The 17,362-nt window shown below is 57.8% G+C and carries 15 protein-coding genes, 1 tRNA gene and 1 pseudogene; 5 read left to right on the top strand and 12 right to left on the bottom strand.

Annotated elements, in window-relative coordinates:
* Nucleotides 1-44: 44 nt before the first annotated feature.
* Nucleotides 45-911: a Bax inhibitor-1/YccA family protein gene (locus ACQR35_RS07210; protein ID WP_430266917.1), complete on the bottom strand. Its 867-nt coding sequence runs from the start codon at nt 909-911 to the stop codon at nt 45-47.
* A gap of 376 nt (nt 912-1,287) precedes the next feature.
* Here ACQR35_RS07210 and ACQR35_RS07205 point away from each other — a divergent pair, with 376 nt between their 5' ends.
* Genes ACQR35_RS07205 through ACQR35_RS07190 form a run of 4 tightly spaced genes read left to right on the top strand, consistent with a single transcriptional unit; the run spans nt 1,288 to nt 5,305 of the window.
* A complete protein-coding gene (locus ACQR35_RS07205; RefSeq protein WP_430269710.1) occupies nt 1,288-2,553 on the top strand; it encodes a branched-chain amino acid ABC transporter permease in 1,266 nt (421 codons plus the stop codon).
* Between the two features lie 9 nt (nt 2,554-2,562).
* Nucleotides 2,563-3,531 carry a branched-chain amino acid ABC transporter permease gene (locus tag ACQR35_RS07200; protein ID WP_430266916.1) on the top strand — a complete coding sequence of 323 codons (969 nt, stop codon included), beginning with the start codon at nt 2,563-2,565 and terminating at the stop codon, nt 3,529-3,531.
* A complete protein-coding gene (locus tag ACQR35_RS07195) occupies nt 3,528-4,535 on the top strand; it encodes an ABC transporter ATP-binding protein (protein ID WP_430266915.1) in 1,008 nt (335 codons plus the stop codon). Before ACQR35_RS07200 ends, ACQR35_RS07195 begins: the two co-directional genes overlap by 4 nt.
* The gene (locus ACQR35_RS07190; RefSeq protein ID WP_430266914.1) at nt 4,532-5,305 is read left to right on the top strand and encodes an ABC transporter ATP-binding protein; all 774 of its coding nucleotides are present in this window, start codon (nt 4,532-4,534) and stop codon (nt 5,303-5,305) included. The genes ACQR35_RS07195 and ACQR35_RS07190 overlap by 4 nt, the downstream gene beginning before the upstream one ends.
* A gap of 196 nt (nt 5,306-5,501) precedes the next feature.
* On the opposite strand, the gene ACQR35_RS07185 is transcribed toward ACQR35_RS07190, so the two are convergent.
* The 9 genes and pseudogenes from ACQR35_RS07185 to eno all read right to left on the bottom strand — a co-directional run bounded on the left by ACQR35_RS07185 (nt 5,502) and on the right by eno (nt 14,490).
* Nucleotides 5,502-5,723 carry a hypothetical protein gene (locus tag ACQR35_RS07185; RefSeq protein WP_430269644.1) on the bottom strand — a complete coding sequence of 74 codons (222 nt, stop codon included), beginning with the start codon at nt 5,721-5,723 and terminating at the stop codon, nt 5,502-5,504.
* A 166-nt stretch (nt 5,724-5,889) separates the two neighbouring features.
* A complete protein-coding gene (locus tag ACQR35_RS07180) occupies nt 5,890-7,245 on the bottom strand; it encodes an ABC transporter substrate-binding protein (RefSeq protein WP_430266913.1) in 1,356 nt (451 codons plus the stop codon).
* Nucleotides 7,246-7,464: 219 nt separating this feature from the next.
* Nucleotides 7,465-7,538 (bottom strand) — tRNA-Leu (locus ACQR35_RS07175).
* 145 nt (nt 7,539-7,683) lie between these two features.
* Nucleotides 7,684-9,153 (bottom strand): NAD(P)/FAD-dependent oxidoreductase, encoded by a 1,470-nt coding sequence (locus ACQR35_RS07170; RefSeq protein WP_430269643.1) that lies wholly within the window; start codon nt 9,151-9,153, stop codon nt 7,684-7,686.
* A 34-nt stretch (nt 9,154-9,187) separates the two neighbouring features.
* Complete coding sequence (locus ACQR35_RS07165; protein ID WP_430269642.1) at nt 9,188-10,555, bottom strand: S8 family serine peptidase; 1,368 nt, start codon at nt 10,553-10,555, stop codon at nt 9,188-9,190.
* A gap of 56 nt (nt 10,556-10,611) precedes the next feature.
* A complete protein-coding gene (locus tag ACQR35_RS07160; protein WP_430269709.1) occupies nt 10,612-11,556 on the bottom strand; it encodes an exopolyphosphatase in 945 nt (314 codons plus the stop codon).
* A gap of 21 nt (nt 11,557-11,577) precedes the next feature.
* Nucleotides 11,578-12,210 (bottom strand): annotated as a pseudogene (locus ACQR35_RS07155) (DUF501 domain-containing protein); the annotation flags it as partial.
* Between the two features lie 70 nt (nt 12,211-12,280).
* A complete protein-coding gene (locus ACQR35_RS07150) occupies nt 12,281-13,093 on the bottom strand; it encodes an FtsB family cell division protein (RefSeq protein ID WP_430269641.1) in 813 nt (270 codons plus the stop codon).
* Nucleotides 13,094-13,209: 116 nt separating this feature from the next.
* Entirely contained in the window at nt 13,210-14,490 is a 1,281-nt protein-coding gene (gene eno / locus ACQR35_RS07145; protein WP_430266909.1) for a phosphopyruvate hydratase, read from the bottom strand.
* A 224-nt stretch (nt 14,491-14,714) separates the two neighbouring features.
* On the opposite strand from eno, the gene ACQR35_RS07140 reads away from it, so the two are divergent.
* Nucleotides 14,715-15,440 carry a PadR family transcriptional regulator gene (locus ACQR35_RS07140; RefSeq protein ID WP_430269640.1) on the top strand — a complete coding sequence of 242 codons (726 nt, stop codon included), beginning with the start codon at nt 14,715-14,717 and terminating at the stop codon, nt 15,438-15,440.
* 8 nt (nt 15,441-15,448) lie between these two features.
* On the opposite strand, the gene ACQR35_RS07135 is transcribed toward ACQR35_RS07140, so the two are convergent.
* Together ACQR35_RS07135 and ACQR35_RS07130 are read right to left on the bottom strand one after the other, a co-directional pair.
* Nucleotides 15,449-16,138 (bottom strand): MazG nucleotide pyrophosphohydrolase domain-containing protein, encoded by a 690-nt coding sequence (locus ACQR35_RS07135; protein WP_430269639.1) that lies wholly within the window; start codon nt 16,136-16,138, stop codon nt 15,449-15,451.
* 6 nt (nt 16,139-16,144) lie between these two features.
* Nucleotides 16,145-17,341 (bottom strand): adenosine deaminase, encoded by a 1,197-nt coding sequence (locus ACQR35_RS07130; RefSeq protein WP_430269638.1) that lies wholly within the window; start codon nt 17,339-17,341, stop codon nt 16,145-16,147.
* Nucleotides 17,342-17,362 lie beyond the last annotated feature (21 nt).

Raw genomic sequence — 17,362 nt, 5'->3', positions numbered from 1 at the left:
AACGGTTGGTGCCCTTCCCTTTTGTACTTTGCGGCGGCCCTGGATTAGTCGTTGCCGCGCAAGATCGAGAGGATCCGCAGGATCTCGACGTAAAGCCACACGAGGGTGACAGTCAGGCCGAATGCCGCAGTCCAAGCAAAGCGAGCCGGGGCACCGTTGCGGACGCCAGCTTCAATGTTGGTGAAATCCATAATGAGCGAGAACGCAGCCAAGCCAACTGCCAGCAGACCCACCAAAACTCCGAGCGGGATACCAAAGATTTCCACGCTGGTGCGCAGGCCCCACGGGTCATTGACTACCCCAAAGAGCATCAGGCCTAGGTTCACCAAGCTAAAGAGTGCATAGCCAGCCATGGCGATCATAAAGAAGCGCATAGCCTTGGGGGTGGCACGTACCTTGCCATTTTTGAAAAGCAAAAGGGTAACGCCAAAGACTGCAAGCGTTCCAATAACTGCCTGCAGGCCAACACCCGGGTAAGCAAGGTCCAGAACCTTGGTGATACCGCCCAGGAACAAACCCTCTAGGAATGCATAGGCGAGGATCAGGGCCGGTGACGGCTGCTTCTTAAAGGTGTTGACCATCGCCAACACAAATCCACCAATGGCGCCAAGCACCATCAGCGGCATCTGCAAGGATTGCGGCGCCAAGACCAACGTAATGGCTGCGCCAACAAGAACGAATCCCAAGCACGCGAGCGTCTTCATGATGACGTCGTCGTAGCTCATCCGGCCGGTCTGCGCAGGACCAGCGGCGGGACGGTTATACATGTCTTGGAGTTGCTCTTGACTCAACTGCCCCTGCTGCATCCCAGGGTTATACGGCTGGTTGTAGCCATTGGGTACTGCGGGCGGCGTCTTAAGTGCGCCATTAAACTGCTTGCCGTTGAAGATCGGGTTACCACCGGCGGCCATAAAAATTGTCCTCCTACTAAGGGGGCGAGTGTTAGTTCACGCTATCAACTCTCACGATCAACACGTGCGATTAGTTCCCAGTGTGATGCTTCGCCGACCGAATCTCCCCGAATCCGGACATGTTGTTACCGCCTCGCAATCAACGGAGGCCAATACCAGCATCTTTTTGGAACATACGCGCTGTAACATGGGCACACAACTGGTGATCCACATCACAACGGCAACTCCCCGAAAGCGGCCGCGCAGATGCACTTTCTTCCATTTCGCCGCCAATCTTTGGCGGCCAGGACCCCCATGCGGAGGTTTGGACTTGAGACCTACACCGAGTAACCCGTCACGTCGACGGCTCGGCGCACGGCTATCCGCCGTCGGATCGATGATCACAGCCGTTATTGCCCTGATGATCGCATTCGCGCCAGCAGCTACTGCCGCCACACCCTCGCCATCACCCAGCCCAGAAAACTTCGTGAACAGCATTAGTGGATTCCTTCGCAACGAGGGCAAACCCCTTGAAGGAGTCAAGATCACCGCCAAGGGGCAAGGCTTTGAAGGTTCAGCCACCTCTGCTGCGAACGGCGCCTGGGAAATTGGAGTGCCAAGCAAGGGTAGCTACGAAGTAACTCTTGATGAGGCCTCATTGCCCGAGGGCATCAAACTGGCAGACGGTCAGCAAAACCCTCGGACCATCACGTTCACCGAGACCTCAAACCAAGGAACCATCTTTGCTTTTGGTAAAGGAATTGTGGTTCAACAACAGGACTTCGGCCAGAATCTGCTCAACCGCTTGGTGGCGGGCCTGAGTTTTGGCTTGCTGCTCGCTTTGGCCGCAGTTGGACTTTCGCTCATTTTCGGCACCACTGGCCTGACCAACTTTGCGCACAGTGAAATGGTCACCATGGGTGCTGTGCTGGTCTTTGCCTTCAACGCCATCGGGATGCCGTTCTGGCTCGCGATTCTTCTGGCAATCGTGGGTGGCGGCCTCTTCGGCTACGTGCAAGATGCAGCATTGTGGAAACCACTACGACGACGGGGCACTGGTTTGGTGCCCATGATGATCGTTAGCATCGGCCTAGCACTGGCCGTGCGCTACACCATCTTGTTCTTCTTTGGTGGCGCAACCCAGCAACTCCCATTCGCGCAGAGCGCTGACATTCAGCTGGGCCCGATCTCCATCTCCCCCAACAACCTCTGGTCCTTGCTGATCAGCGCCGTTGTCATTGCCATCGTCGGAATTGTCCTGCTCAAAACGCGACTCGGTAAAGCAACTCGCGCAGTGGCTGACAACCCGGCACTCGCAGCAGCCTCGGGAATTGACGTAGACGGGGTGATCCGCATTGTCTGGGTCACCGGTGGCATCCTTGCTTCACTCGGCGGCATCCTGTGGGCTTATTACCGCCCGGGAGTCACGTTCGACATGGGCCAGCAAATCCTGCTACTCATCTTCGCCGGTGTAACACTCGGTGGCCTGGGTACCGTCTTTGGTGCACTCATAGGTTCGGTAGTAGTGGGTATCTTCGTTGAGCTCACCACAGTCTTCGGACTGGCAGCTGACCTGAAATACGTGGGTGCCCTATTCATCATGATCGTTGTTCTTTTGTTCCGTCCCCAAGGCATCTTGGGCCGGCGCGAGCGTGTGGGTTAGGAGAAACAAATGGACTTCGGATTTATTTTTTCCAGCGCCGCGGGTGAAATATTCAGCCCCACAACGGCCGCTTACGCGCTTGCCGCTTTGGGTCTCGCCGTACACTTTGGCTACTCAGGGCTATTGAACTTCGGCCAAGCCGGTTTTATGGCCGTGGGTGCTTATGGCTTCGCTATCTCCACTTTGAGCTTCCACGTGAATTTCTTTGTGGGCCTGCTGATCGCAGTAGCCTGCTCGGCGTTGTTCGCCCTACTTCTAGGTATCCCGACGCTTCGGCTTCGTGCAGACTATCTGGCCATTGTGACAATTGCCGCGGCTGAAATTGTTCGCTACATCGTCACCACCAATCAGTTGACCGCCGTCACCGGTTCGGCCAACGGTCTGGCGGCCTTTGAAGGCGGGTTCTACGCCATGAACCCCTTCCCTGAAGGTGAGTACTTCGGGATGAACAACCGCGACTTCTTTATCCGTGTTGTGGCCTGGATTGTAGTGATCCTGGCTTGTGTGCTGGTTTGGCTCCTGATGCGCAGCCCCTGGGGCCGTGTACTGAAGGGCATCCGTGAGGATGAGAACGCTGTGCGTTCGCTCGGTAAAAACGTCTACGCGTACAAAATGCAGGCCTTGGTGATTGGTGGTGTGCTTGGCGCACTCGCGGGCATGATCTTTACGCTGCCCCGCGGCGCAGTTCAGCCGGCCAACTACGCCACCGATCTCACGTTCTTCCTGTGGACCTGTTTGCTGCTGGGTGGTATGGCCACGGTTCTGGGCCCGGTGATTGGTGCCATGATCTTCTGGGTGGTGCTCTCACTCACCCAAGGCATTCTCTCCGGGCTGGTTGAGTCAGGTGCTGTTACTTGGCTCTCCACTACTCAAGCAGGTCAGCTGCGCTACATCATGGTGGGTGTTGCCCTGATGCTTCTGATGATCTTTAGGCCTCAAGGCGTGTTCGGCAATAAGAAGGAGCTCGCGTTCGCATGAGTACTCAAGCGGCACAGAACGCCGGAGATACTGACATCGACTACATGACCGATGACCGGCCCATCGCAGTAGGCGAAGTTGCGCCCGGCTGCAAAAAACGGGATCCAATTGTGGTGGCAGAGAACGTCTCACGCAGCTTTGGCGGCATTAATGCCGTTGATGTGGAGTACTTGGAGATTCCACGCCACAAGATTACTGCGTTGATTGGTCCCAACGGCGCCGGTAAAACCACCCTCTTTAACTTGCTCACGGGTTTCGACATCCCTAACACCGGCAAGTGGCAGTTTGAGGGACAGGACCTCGCAGGGGTTTCCTCCTACAAGGTGGCCCGGATGGGCATGGTCCGGACCTTCCAGCTCACCAAAGTTATGGGCAAGCTGACAGTTATGGAGAACATGCGTCTGGGCGGTGCGCGCCAGTCCGGCGAGCGCCTCACGCACGCGCTCTTTAGGAACTTGTGGGGCGGCCGCGAGAAGGAAATCACCGCTCAGGCTCAGGTGTTGCTGGAGAAGTTCAAACTGGACGCCAAAAAAGATGACTACGCTGCTTCGCTTTCCGGCGGTCAGCGCAAGCTTCTTGAAATGGCCCGTTCCTTGATGACAGAGCCCAAGCTCGTGATGTTGGATGAGCCCATGGCTGGTGTGAACCCCGCCTTGACCCAGTCTCTTTTGGATCACATCAAGAACCTCAAGGCCGAAGGTATGACAGTGCTCTTTGTTGAGCATGACATGCACATGGTCCGCCACATTGCCGACTGGGTTGTGGTGATGGCTGAAGGCAAAGTTGTTGCTGAAGGCCCACCCAACGAGGTCATGAAAAACCAGGCGGTTATTGATGCTTACCTCGGTGCTCACCACGACGTGGACTTGGGTGACGCCGAAGGTATCAAGGAACTTGAGAACGTTCTTGAGGCCGACGACGAATCAATCGTTGGTACCGATGCCGCTGGTTTGATTGCACCAGAGGCAGTCAAGGGTGGACTCACTGAGAAGGACGAGAAATGAGCGCCACAAGCACTGCCGCGGCAGCGGCACCCCAGAACAATGACACCGATTCAGTAGTTAAAGTCACCGACTTGGTGGCTGGCTACTTACCGGGAGTTAACATCCTCAACGGTTGCAGCATCGAGGCCCGCAAGGGTGAACTGATCGGAATCATCGGCCCCAATGGTGCCGGTAAGTCCACGCTATTGAAGGCCATGTTTGGTCTGGTCAAGGTCCACTCCGGGTCAGTGGTGGTCCGCGGTAAGGACCTCACCGGGCTCAAAGCGAACAAGCTGGTTTCCCAGGGCGTTGGCTTTGTGCCGCAGACCAACAATGTTTTTGCTGCTCTGACCATTGAAGAGAACCTGCAGATGGGTATGTTCCAGCGCCCCAAGGACTTTAAGGAACGCTTCGACTTTGTGGCAGGTTTGTTCCCTGAACTCGCCAAGCGCCGGGCCCAGCGTGCTGGTTCCTTGTCCGGTGGTGAACGGCAGATGGTGGCGATGGGCCGTGCTTTGATGATGGACCCCGCTGTGCTGTTGCTCGACGAGCCCTCTGCCGGCCTCTCCCCCGTCAAACAGGATGAGACGTTCTTGCGGGTTCACGAGATCAACCGTGCAGGTGTATCAGTAATTATGGTGGAACAAAACGCTCGCCGCTGCCTGCAGATCTGTGACCGCGGGTATGTTCTGGACCAGGGCAAGGACGCGTACACAGGGACCGGCCGGGAACTGATGAAGGACCCGAAGGTCATCCAGTTGTACCTGGGAACATTGGCTGACGAGGTCTAGAACCTACTGACTCCGGCACGTGCCGCTACCCCTTAGGGTGGCGGCACGTGTGCGTTTAAGCTGACACCCATAACTTGGTTTGCCGCATTCCACACTCTAGACTCTCGGGCATGCAGCTTCGGACCGGGACGCAGCTATAGGGGCGGCCTTTGGCGCAATGATCTGCACTGCATCACGTAACGCTCATGAGGCTCCATCACCATAGGTGCTTGGGAACGCGACGAGGCGAAGCAGCGTGATCGGCAGCGTGATCGGCGGAGTGCTGGCGGCCAGCCTGGCAGGGGGCTTGACGCCCTGGGTGTGGCCCGTCGTCGTAAGCGTCTGCGTTACTCGCAGTGTGCACACGTATCTGGTCCCTGAACGGTGGTGCGGCGCCGGCGGCCATGATGACGCCGATGCCCAGACCCCTCGGAGACATGTCGCCGGTGATGGTTTCTGTGTGGTTCGCTCGTAGCCTACTGCCGGCCCTTGTATTCCTAGCTGCCAGTCGTATTCCTAGCTGCCACTCATCCGTAAACAGCAGAAGGCCCCTCCCCCGCGCGTTGCGGGAGAGGGGCCTTCAATGGTTTGAGGAAGCGGGGCTCTTAGAGCTTGCCGAACTCTTCCTTGACCGGCTTGTAGCTGTTGTCATTCTGGTACTGGTAGATACCGATGTAAGCCTCGGTAGGATCACCAGCGTCGGAGAAGGTCACCGGACCGGACTTGCCGTCGTAGTCAATGTCCTTACCATTGCGGAGCAGTGTGACACAGGAAGCGAAGTCGTAGCACTTCTCGCCGCCTTCAGAGACCGCTTTGAGCTGCTTGGCGATATCCGTACCCTTGGTGGACTTTGCAGCCTCAGAAGCCAAAGAAATGAGGTTCACAGCATCGTAGGATTCGCCCGCGTAGCTGTAATCCTTGAGTGACGGATCAATGGCCAAGAGCGACTTCTTGAAGTCATCCTTAGCAAAGGTGCCGGGGATAGTTCCCTGAGCACCTTCAAGAGTGCCTGCCTTGAAGTCCTTGCTGTAGTCAGAGGTATTACCGTCCACCATAAACAACTGGGTGGGCTTGATGCCCTTACCCGTCAGCAACGGAACAATCGACTTTGCTTGGTCGAAGGTAATCAGTGCGATGGCATCCGGCTTGGCAGCCATCACCTTGTCTACCTGCGAGCTGAACTGAGAGTCACCTTCGTTGAAGAGTTCCTCAGCCACAACCTTGCCACCAGCAGCCTCGAATGCTTCCTTGACGTTCTTCTGCAGACCAGTTCCGTAGGCATCGTTAAGAACGATCATGCCGATGGTCTGGGCGCCGCAAGAGGCCATGTAGTTTCCGAGGACCTTGCCCTGGAGTACATCCGAGGGTGCAGTACGCCAGTACAGTCCTTTGTCATCCCAAGTGGTGAAGTCAGGGGAAGTGTTGGCCGGGGAGAACTGGATAACGCCTGCACCAGTGATCTGGTTGATCACGGTCTTGGAGACACCAGAAGATGCTGCACCAATAATTGCGCTCACACCTGAACCCAAGAGGGCAGTGGTGGACTGCGTTGCAATGTCAGTCTTGGTGTCACCAGAATCCCGGTGAATGGCCTGAACCGGGTGGCCCAGAACACCACCAGCTGCGTTAACTTCCTTGATACCAAGGTTCACACCAGCAATTTCTGGTGGGCCGAGGAATGCGAGCGAACCGGTAGTCGGCAACAATGAGCCGATCTTCAACGGGGTGGGGCTAGTAGTAGTGGATGCCGGAACGGCACCGGTGTTGGCGGCGGCAGCCGAACTTGCAGCTGCTGCGCTAGAGGGTGCCGGGCAAGAGATGCCCGTTGCGGCCGGAGCCGAGGACGATTCACTAGCTGCGGGGGTTGAGGAACCGCCGCAAGCGCTGGCCAGCATGGCCACGCCTACACCTAGAACGGCAAGACGCGCCGTGCGAGAGGCAGCCTTGGGAGTTGCAATCATTAAGGATCTCCTCGATCGAAAGGTGCGAACGTCCTTTGATACGAATGCTCAGGTGTTCCTGAGTAAGCAACAAAGTAGTCGATATCCGGCAAGGATATAAGTGATTCAGGTCACATCCTTGTAACTCTCGTTCGTTTGCACACTTTTCGCTACAAAAATGGACATTCGCATCCAGAATCCCGGGTGCGAATGTCCATTTTTGTAGCGCATATTCAGTTGTGCCCCTGGTGGGACTTGAACCCACAACACTTCGATTTTAAGTCGAATTCCTCTGCCAATTGGGATACAGGGGCGCCTGAAATATGTTAGCCGAAATTCTCTTGCGCTGCGGCCACCCCACCTACGGGCGGCCAGGAGATTCTTTAAAAGAACGACGGCGCCCGCCCCACCAGAGGGGGCGAACGCCGTCGAACGTTGTGCTTGTAGTTTTGCGGAATGCTACTTAGCTGCCTCAGCCTTAGCCGGCTCAGCCTTTGCAGCATCAGCCTTCGGCTCAGCGGCGGCCGGAGCAGCAGCAGGCTTAGGGGCCGGAGTAGCCGCAGCCACGAAGGCGCCACGCGGGTTGTCCAGGTCCAACAGCTGGGTGGTGTCGCGGCCCGAGAACAGACTCAGGAACCAGCCGCCAACAACGCGGAACTTACGCTCGAACGTAGGCATGGCCATACCGTGGTAGCCGCGGTGTGCGATCCATGCGAGGGGGCCCTTGAGACCAATGCGGCCCAAGAGGTTGATGTTCGCTACGCCCTTCCAAGAACCGAAACCGGCCACAGCACCAAGGTTCTTGTGCTTGTAGTCCTTCAGTTCCTTGTCCCAGCGAGAAGCCCAGAGATTCTTGGCCAGGAGCTTGGCTTGGCGCAGAGCGTGCTGAGCGTTCGGAACACAAGTATTGTCCGGCAGACCCTTACCCGTGAGGTCCGGCACTGCCGCAACGTCACCAGCGGCCCAAGCGTTCTCCACAATGCCTTCGTCGCCACCGATGCGCAGGTCAGCAAGGACCTTGACACGGCCACGCGGTTCCAGCGGGAAGTCGGTGGAACGAACCATCGGGTTAGCCTGCACACCGGCGGCCCAGATGAGGGTGTCAGCAGCGAACTCGCCAGCGTCAGACTTGTCTGCCATGTTGATGAGCTTGAGCTTGTCAGAAGCGTCAGCAAGGGAGGTGTTCAGGAGAACCTCGATGCCGCGGCTGCGCAAGTGCTCAACAACCCATTCAGCCTGCTCGGCGGTAACCTCAGGCATAATGCGGCCCATGGCCTCAACCAGAACAAAGCGGATCTCACTCTGATCAACGCGGGAGTTCTCACCAACGGCCTGGCGAGCCATGTCTTCAAGTTCGGTGATGGCTTCAATACCAGCGAACCCGCCACCTACAACCACAAACGTCAGAGCGGCCTTGCGCTCTTCCGGGTTGGTCATGGTGGAAGCAAGCTCGATCTTGTTGAGGACCTTGTTGCGCAGAGCGACGGCTTCTTCGATGGTCTTGAGGCCGATGCCCTTGTCCGCAAGGCCCGGGATCGGGAAGGTACGCGTGATGGCGCCAGCTGCCAGTACAACGTCAAAGTACGGAACTTCAAACGGTGCGCCGCCATCTGCAGGTGCTACAACCGCCTTGCGGTTGGCGTGGTCAATGGAGGTCACACGGCCTTGGATCAGTTCCGTCTGCTTGAGGTGCTGACGGTGGGATACAACGGCGTGACGGGCCTCGATGTTTCCACCGGCCACCTCGGGGAGGAACGGCTGGTAGGTCATGTAGGGCAGCGGGTCAACGAGAGTGACGATTCCGCCAGCGTTTGCAATCTTCTTCTGGAGCTTGAGGGCTACGTACAGACCGACGTAGCCACCGCCTACCACGAGCACGCGGGGACGGTCCTGGAGTTGAGGGGCAGAGATCTGCATAGTGGTTGCCATAACTTAAGGATAGCCTAGTTTGTGAAAATCTTCACTAACTATCTTTGGGTGAATCTTTTACTACGTCAATCGAGGAAGCGTCAGTCCCATCCCCCGGATGAGCACCGCCTTGAATGGGCCTACGGGCTGCCCTCCACAAGTGCACGCCGGCACCGATCAGGATCGCCAAGATCAGCGCAGCGAAGCCAATCACCACAGCAGCCGGAAGAGTTGCATCTATCTCAGAGGGCGCTGCAGCAACAGGTGCTTTGGGGTCCTTGAGCGTGGGTGTAGGCGCGGCTTGAACCGAACTTGGTTGAGCACTTGGTGTGTCCAGCACTCCCCTGCGGTGAACCCGAATCCATTCGGCGATCGAGCCCAAGGGATTGGTCTTGACCTCTGGAACGGTGGCTTTAACCGCTGCCTCAGCATCCAGGATCCCGTAGCCATAAATAGGGTCCTTGCCTGGGGTTCCAGCATCTTTGGCCGTAGAGATGATCCGGTTGATGACTTGTTTCGCGCTCATGTCCGGGTACTTCGAGCGGATCAAAGCAGCTACACCAGAAACAATCGGGGCAGCCCCTGAGGTCCCGGCCCATTGAGCGTACTGCCCACCTGGCATACCACCGGCAAGGTCTTCGGCTGGGGCCGCAACACCAATGCTGATGCCTTGAGACGAAGAGTCAATGCTCGCAATTCGCTTCCGGTCCAAGCCCGCAACGGTTAGGACGCCGGGAATTGTTGCAGGAGCGCCTACCTGAACGTTGCCACCTTGCCGGTTGCCGGCTGCGGCAACCACCACAACATCCTTTTGCTCTGCATAAAGGAAGGCAGCATCCCAGCTCTGCGGCCATTCAGGCGAGGTGGAACCGAGCGAGATATTGATGACCTTAGCGCCATGGTCCACTGCCCAACGCACTGCGGCTGGAATCTGCTCCTGATCGCTAGGCCCACCGGGATTCGGTGACCCCAGCCAGGTAGACACCGAGAGTATTTCAGCCTCTGGAGCTACACCAATTATGCCGTCAAGGCCGTTGCCTACTGCGGGTTTGCTAGGGGTGGCCGACGGCGACGCGCTGGCACTTGCGCTGGGTGTTGGCGTTGAATGCCCTCGCCCTGCAAGCATGGTGGCCACAAGTGTTCCGTGCTCGGGTTTGGCGCCAATGGGCTTCTCCCCCTTGGAGTCGCCAGCGCCCGAGACATCAGTCCCGCCCACAACAGCACCCTTCAAATCCGGGTGTTTACCGTCTATACCGCTGTCAATCACCGCAACTTTAACGCCAGCGCCCTTGGAAGCATCCCACGCCTTGGTAATGCCGTATTCTCCGAGCCAATACTCTTTGTCCCGGATGCTGTCCGCAGCAGCGGGACCAGCAGAGATCATCGCTCCCACCAGAGTCAAGACTGCTATCGCCGAGCTCATCGCCAAAGACTTACAAGCTTTTGGTGACTCAACCGCAGCGGACCTGACGGCGGAAATCACGGACGCGCTCCAGCTGCAACACTCAAAGCAATGCCATCCAATATGTCGTGCTCACTGGTAACAGCGCTACTCAGGGTGCCATTACTGACCTCACGCAAGCGCTCAAGAATGGTCCGCCAAACGAGTGCTCCAGCACCAATCACATCAATACGGCCCGGGTGCATGTAGCCAAGCTGGGCACGAGCATCACGAGTCATTCCCAGCAGCTCGGTGCAGGCGGCAATGGCGTCATCGAAGCTCACGTCTTGGCCATGAATGGCGACCGAATCATAGGACTTCAATCCCAGAACGTGAGCTGTAATGGTGGTGATCGAACCGGCTACACCCACCACCGTGGCAGCCGATTCCAAGGGTACTACGGAGGCAGCCAGGTCGATGGCCGCATTGATGTCATGCTGAGCGGCCATAATCTCAGCCTCGGTGGGCGGGTCACTCTTGAGGTGCCGTTCGGTGATGCGCACGCAACCGATGTCTACCGAGCGTGCGGCGATCACGCCGTCGGAATTTCCTACAACAAACTCGGTGCTGCCACCGCCCAAATCCACTACCAGCACTGGCTTGGCGCCCAGGGCTGGCAGCACACTTGCCGCTCCAGCGAAGGACAGTGCTGCCTCTTCATCCCCGGAAATGACCTCGGGTTCAACTCCCAGCAGATCCTTAATTCCATCCACAAAAACTTTGCGGTTCCGAGCGTCTCGGCTGGCAGACGTTGCCACAAAACGTGTTCCCACAGCACTATGCTCGCGGATCAAGTCTGCATAGTCCTTCGCTGCAGCAAAGGTACGCTCCAGAGCTTCAGGCGCAAGCTCTCCCGTGGCATCCACGCCTTGGCCTAGACGCACCACTTTCATTTCACGCACCACATCGCTGAGCGCACCGGCATCGCTTCGGTCCGCAATCAGCAAGCGGATGGAGTTGGTGCCGCAGTCAATCGCAGCCACACGCTCACTTACCTTCACTGCGCTGGAACGCACAGGCGCTTCACGGCCCACCAAATCCGGACGGCCTTGAGGACCGTGACGGCTCAAGTCCTTTGAAGGTGCTTGCCCCTCAGTGTCCCAAGCCCCCTCGCAATAACAACGATCACGCGTCCACCACGGCTCGATCGCAGCGAGCGCACGGTCACCTAAAACGTTCACACCAGGACCAGCAGCCAAGGAATGGCCAACCAAAACGTGCAAGCACTTGACCCGTTCAGGCATACCGCCTGCGGAAATCCCATCGATCTCCGGTACAGCACCAATCCCACTACGCTCACCGATGAGCTCGCGCGCAGATAAGTATGCGTTATGGGCCGAGCGATGAGCGGCTGCAAGCTCGGGATCGCCAAGCAGCTCAGCGTTGAGCTCATTCATCATGCCGTTGGCCTCAAGACGAGAGACAGCCGAGGTGATCACCGGGTGGGTGAGGTAGAAAGTTGTGGGGAAAGGAGTTCCGTTACCCAAGCGCGGAGCCGTGGCCGCAACCAAGGGATTGCCACACACACAGCGCGCAGGAATCTCAACAACGTCACGTACCGGCCGGCCCAATTGACGGCTCAAAACGTCAAGATCGCGGGGTGTAGGTGTACGCTCTTGGACTTGTTCAGCGCCCATTGAATCGCTCACGACTTCTCTTCCTTCCCATTTACCTCCGGAAGGGAGGTCACAGCGGCGGGAACCGCGTCTAGTCTGTTGCCGAACGCTTAATGGACTGCCATAACTGCTCGGTCCAGGGCAGGTCCGTGGGTGTAGGCGTAGTGGAGGTTGTTGTGGGTGTTGTCTCGGTGGAACCGGGATCGGCTCCAAACACCCAGTAACTGGTCTCACCCGGCATCACCATGTTAATCCGGTCACGGGCCTGCTGCCGAACGAAGGCAGGGTCCTCCCACCGGGAAACTTGAGAATTGAGATCGTTCTGTTGCGCTTTTTTAGCTGCAATGTCCGCTTCGAGCGCTGAAATCTGGCTGCGTTGTTCCCACCAGATTTTGACCGTGGGTGCCAACAGCACGGTGATTGCAATCATCACCACAGCCAAGGCAAGGAGCCGTCCAGAGAACGCGCGTGCTGGAACCGGCGTAGCCGCCTCGGTGGACTTGTTGCCACCCTTGGAACTGCTGGTACCTGACTTGCTGCCGCTGGTCTTGTCAGCGCCAGCCTTGGGAGCGCCAGCCTTGTTGGTACCAATGGGCTTGCTCGTGCCGGTGAAATTTCCGGCGCTGTCAGAATGACTGCTGCCCTCTGAATGGCCGGAGTGTTTGGTGGCACTCACCCCAGCGATTCGTGTGCTTTTTGTTGCCCCTACAGGTGAAGAGGACGGGCGATCACCGAAGTTACCCTGAATGATCTGAGCTTCGGTTTCGCGCTTGGCGGTATCCAAATCGGCTTTTGTCGAATGACCAGAAGTTCCGGAAAAAGTTGGCTTACGCCCGGCCGAATGGCTTGCCGGGCCGGTACCAAGCACCGAGGCGCGTGGAACCTTAGGACGGCGGGTTGCCAATGCGTTCTCCTTAGGTCAAGCAGTGAATCTGAGCGCCAGTCTGCTGCGGCGGTTAAAAGCCAGCGGCGGCCATGGTCTGTTCCACCATAGCCACCGCTGGAGAAAAACTCTTGCTACTAGCCCTTGAAACGCGGGAAGGCGCTGCGACCGGCGTAGCGTGCGGCATCGTCGAGCTCTTCTTCGATGCGCAGGAGCTGGTTGTACTTGGCAACGCGTTCGGAGCGGGCCGGAGCGCCGGTCTTGATCTGGCCTGCGTTGGTGGCCACCGCAATGTCAGCGATGGTGGTGTCCTCGGTCTCGCCGGAGCGGTGGGAGGTGATGGTGGTGTAGCCAGCGCGCTGAGCGAGGGATACAGCATCCAAAGTCTCGGTCAAAGAACCGATCTGATTGACCTTAACCAAGAGGGAGTTAGCGGTCTTGGAATCCACGCCCTGCTGCAGACGCTCCGGGTTGGTAACAAAGAGATCATCGCCAACCAGCTGGACTTTGTCACCAATAGCATCGGTGAGTGTCTTCCAGCCGTCCCAGTCGTTCTCGTCCAACGGGTCTTCGATGGACACCAAGGGGTAGTCAGCAACGAGCTCAGCGTAGTAAGCGCTCATGTCTGCAGCCGTCAAAGCCTTGCCTTCGAACTGGTAGGCACCGTCCTTGAAGAACTCAGAGGAAGCAACGTCCAGAGCTAAACCGATGTCCTTGCCCGGGGTGTAGCCCGCGCGGGTGATGGCTTCCTGGATGAGGTCAAGGGCTGCACGGTTGGACGGCAGGTTCGGTGCGAAACCACCCTCGTCGCCAAGACCGGTAGCCAAGCCCTTTTCCTTGAGCACCGACTTCAAGGAGTGGTAAACCTCAACGCCCCAGCGCAAGCCTTCGGAGAAGGTCTCTGCGCCCAGGGGAACAACCATAAATTCCTGGATGTCTACGTCAGAATCAGCGTGTGAACCACCATTGAGGATATTCATCAGCGGAACCGGCAAAACGTGTGCGTTCGGGCCACCGAGGTACTTGTACAACGGCAGGTCAGCGGAAGCTGCTGCAGCGTTAGCAACGGCGAGTGAGACGCCCAAGATGGCGTTTGCGCCGAGCTTACCCTTGTTCGGGGTGCCATCGAGGTCGATCATGGCCTGATCGATGCTGCGCTGGTCGGTAGCGTCGAAACCTTCGAGCGCCGGGCCGATCTTCTCGAGAACGGCTTCTACTGCTTTCTGGACTCCCTTGCCCAGGTAACGGCCCTTGTCTTCGTCGCGGAGCTCCACGGCTTCGTGCTCGCCGGTGGATGCACCGGAGGGTACTGCTGCGCGGCCCATTGAGCCGTCCGAAAGCAGGACCTCAACTTCTACGGTGGGGTTGCCGCGGGAATCAAGGATCTCGCGGGCGTGAATGGCATCGATAAGCGCCATGAAGGTGCTCCTGTTCTGAGCGTACTGACGGAAATTGTGCGACGGCATTGTCCATCCACCAGCCTAGCGCTTAGACCGACGATGCGTGAGTGTATGTCCAGATGTATCTAGTTGTGGACAGCTCTAAAGCAGCAAGTGTTGACGCACCAGAACATAGCGATATATCGTTGGTATATCGACGCGACAACAGAAAGCCGGGTCAACTACTAAGAATCGAGCACACCATGCGTAAGCATCACCACAAAAAACATCACGAGTTTCACGAAATGGCACACGCCATGCACCACCACGACGGCGAACACGGCCATCGCGACGAAGCTGGCTTCCCGGAAAGCGAAGAACGCCCCAATCACGGCCGCGGCGGGCGCTTTGGCGGGCCCGGCTTCGGCGGCAAAGGTTTTGGCGGTCCAGGACCCTTCGGCGGACAAGGTTTTGCCGGACCTGGTTTTGCCGGACCTGGTTTTGGAGGTCCCGGCCCCTTCGGCGGCCGCTCCCCCTTCGGCCCCGGCGGACGAGTCCGCAAGGGAAACGTCCGCAACGCCATTTTGTCCCTCTTGAGCCAGTCCCCCGAGAACGGCTACGGGCTCATCAAATCCATCGCCGCCCACACGGACGGCGCTTGGCGGCCCAGCCCAGGATCCGTATACCCGGCATTGTCAGCGCTTCAGGCCGAAGGACTCATCGAGTCAGTTGGTGAAGGACGTCGCACGGAATTTGCGCTCACCGAGGACGGCAAAGCTCACACCGTTGAACACGCTTCAGAGCTTGCAGCCGTTTGGGAAGAAGTTAACCAAGAGGCCGGCGTGGGCCAAGACCTCAAACTGAGCATCGGAAAATTGATGGGCGCAGTGCACCAAATCGGCATCGATGGCACCGAGGAGAAACTCCAAGCCACCATCGAGGCACTCGACGAGGCTCGCCGAACTATCTACAAGTTGCTCGCTGACTAAGGAGCAAACTAAGAATCGGTAACGGGTTTTTGAAGAGCACCCAGCTTGCTCCGAGCTGAAGTCCGGAGGGCACGTTCTGCGTCAAAGCCAGTAGAGCTTGCTTGAGCCACAAGAGCAAAAAGGTACTCCCCTAGCTCAGCTTCGCTTTTAAACTGAGGAGCGGCTAACGGAACGGTGCTTAACTCGACGGTGTCGAACTCAATATCGTTCCGCTGGGCGCGGTCAAGTATTTTGGCTGCCAGTGCCAGAGCCGGCAATTGCGCCGGGATTCCTGCAAAGGGATCCCGACGCTCTGGCGTCTCGGCGTTTTTCACGCCGTCGTAGCTTTTCACCACTTGATCAAGACTCGTGGGGAACGTGCACTGCAGCGTTCCATCGGCCCGGAATACGTGTGGATTGCGTCGAACCATTTTCTGGTTGATCACCTCGGCCACATCCGAGAAGTCAAAGCTTCCACGCTCTTGGGCTAACCGTGCGTGAAGTACAACTTGGAGGAGGACGTCCCCGAGTTCACCGCGCAACTCATCATCCACCATCCCACCGGGCCCGGCTTCAATAGTTTCCACCACTTCGTAGGCTTCCTCGAGCAGATACTCCACAAGAGACTCGTGGCTCTGCCCTCGCATCCACGGGCAATGCTCGCGGAGGGCTGCAATGGTGTTGATGAGCCGCTCAATAGCGGGAACGTCCTCACTCATCAGCTATTACGCCAGGTTGTTGTAGGCCTCGTTGATGTATTCCACGAGTGCTTCCTTCTCTTCGAGAGGCAAGAAAGCTGCCTCGGCTGCGTTGAGCGTGAGCTCCAGCAGATCGTCAAGATCGTAGTCGAAGGTTTCCACCAACAGCTCAAACTCGTCCGTAAGTGTTACACCGGACATCAAACGGTTGTCAGTGTTGATGGTGACGTTGAAGCCAGTTTGGTACAGCATGTCGATGGGGTGGCTGGCAATGTCCCCGCCGAACTGAGCAACAGCTCCGGTCTGAAGGTTTGATGACGGGCAGATCTCCAGCGCGATGCCGCGGTCGCGGACCCAGCTCGCAAGACGACCAAGCGTCACCATTCCAACAGTTGCATCCTCGTCAAAGTCATTGACGTCGGCTGCGTCTTCTGCAACGTCCTCTTCTACCTCAGCCTCGACGACTACCTCGTCGTCGAACTCCACTGTAATGTCCTCAGCGATACGCACGCCGTGTCCCAAGCGCAGCGCGCGTCCGTCTACCAGCGCGGACTGGATACTTTCCAGCCCAGCTGCCTCGCCGGCATGCACCGTGGCAGGGAAGTTGTTTTCCGCCAAGTAGGTGAAGGCTTCCTTAAAGCGAGACGGCAAAAAGCCGTCTTCGGCACCAGCAATGTCAAAACCAACAGCGCCATGGTCGCGGTGGCGAACAGCCAACTCGGCGATCTCCTGGCCGCGGTCTGCATGGCGCATTGCTGTGATCAGCTGGCCAACTTGGATGTCGCGGCCAGTAGCCTCAACGGCTTCCATTCCGGCTTCGAGCCCTTCTTGGACTGCCTCAACAACTTCGTCCAAGGTAAGGCCCTTGGTGAGGTGCTGCTCAGGCGCCCAACGCACTTCGCCGTACACCACGCCGTCGTCCGCTAAATCTTCAACGAATTCGCGAGCGACGCGAGCCAAGCCCTCACGGGTCTGCATCACGGCAATGGTGTGGTCAAAAGTTTCCAGATAGCGCACCAAGGAACCGGAGTCTGCTGCCTCACGGAACCACTCGCCCAAAGCCACCGGATCGGTGGAAGGCAGGGTGTGTCCCACTTCAGCGGCCAGCTCGATGATGGTTGCAGGCCTCAGGCCGCCATCCAAGTGGTCGTGGAGGGAAACTTTGGGAAGGGACTTCAGATCGAAGTCAAGGGCAGGGGCGGCGTCAACAATAGGCTCAGTCACGCATCCCACTCTAGAGTCGCG

Source organism: Pseudarthrobacter sp. J1738, from assembly GCF_050490315.1.
GTDB lineage: Bacteria > Actinomycetota > Actinomycetes > Actinomycetales > Micrococcaceae > JBNPEO01.
This window is presented reverse-complemented; position numbering and strand designations above follow the sequence as displayed.

What these genes read in the sequence shown, in the direction of transcription:
- ACQR35_RS07140 (WP_430269640.1), top strand. Translation starts at nt 14,715, where the DNA reads ATGCGTAAGCATCACCACAAAAAACATCACGAGTTTCACGAAATGGCA.
- ACQR35_RS07180 (WP_430266913.1), bottom strand. Translation starts at nt 7,245, where the DNA reads ATGATTGCAACTCCCAAGGCTGCCTCTCGCACGGCGCGTCTTGCCGTT.
- ACQR35_RS07185 (WP_430269644.1), bottom strand. Translation starts at nt 5,723, where the DNA reads ATGTCTCCGAGGGGTCTGGGCATCGGCGTCATCATGGCCGCCGGCGCC.
- eno (WP_430266909.1), bottom strand. Translation starts at nt 14,490, where the DNA reads ATGGCGCTTATCGATGCCATTCACGCCCGCGAGATCCTTGATTCCCGC.
- ACQR35_RS07170 (WP_430269643.1), bottom strand. Translation starts at nt 9,153, where the DNA reads ATGGCAACCACTATGCAGATCTCTGCCCCTCAACTCCAGGACCGTCCC.
- ACQR35_RS07190 (WP_430266914.1), top strand. Translation starts at nt 4,532, where the DNA reads ATGAGCGCCACAAGCACTGCCGCGGCAGCGGCACCCCAGAACAATGAC.
- ACQR35_RS07210 (WP_430266917.1), bottom strand. Translation starts at nt 911, where the DNA reads ATGGCCGCCGGTGGTAACCCGATCTTCAACGGCAAGCAGTTTAATGGC.
- ACQR35_RS07205 (WP_430269710.1), top strand. Translation starts at nt 1,288, where the DNA reads ATGATCACAGCCGTTATTGCCCTGATGATCGCATTCGCGCCAGCAGCT.
- ACQR35_RS07200 (WP_430266916.1), top strand. Translation starts at nt 2,563, where the DNA reads ATGGACTTCGGATTTATTTTTTCCAGCGCCGCGGGTGAAATATTCAGC.
- ACQR35_RS07165 (WP_430269642.1), bottom strand. Translation starts at nt 10,555, where the DNA reads ATGAGCTCGGCGATAGCAGTCTTGACTCTGGTGGGAGCGATGATCTCT.
- ACQR35_RS07195 (WP_430266915.1), top strand. Translation starts at nt 3,528, where the DNA reads ATGAGTACTCAAGCGGCACAGAACGCCGGAGATACTGACATCGACTAC.
- ACQR35_RS07135 (WP_430269639.1), bottom strand. Translation starts at nt 16,138, where the DNA reads ATGAGTGAGGACGTTCCCGCTATTGAGCGGCTCATCAACACCATTGCA.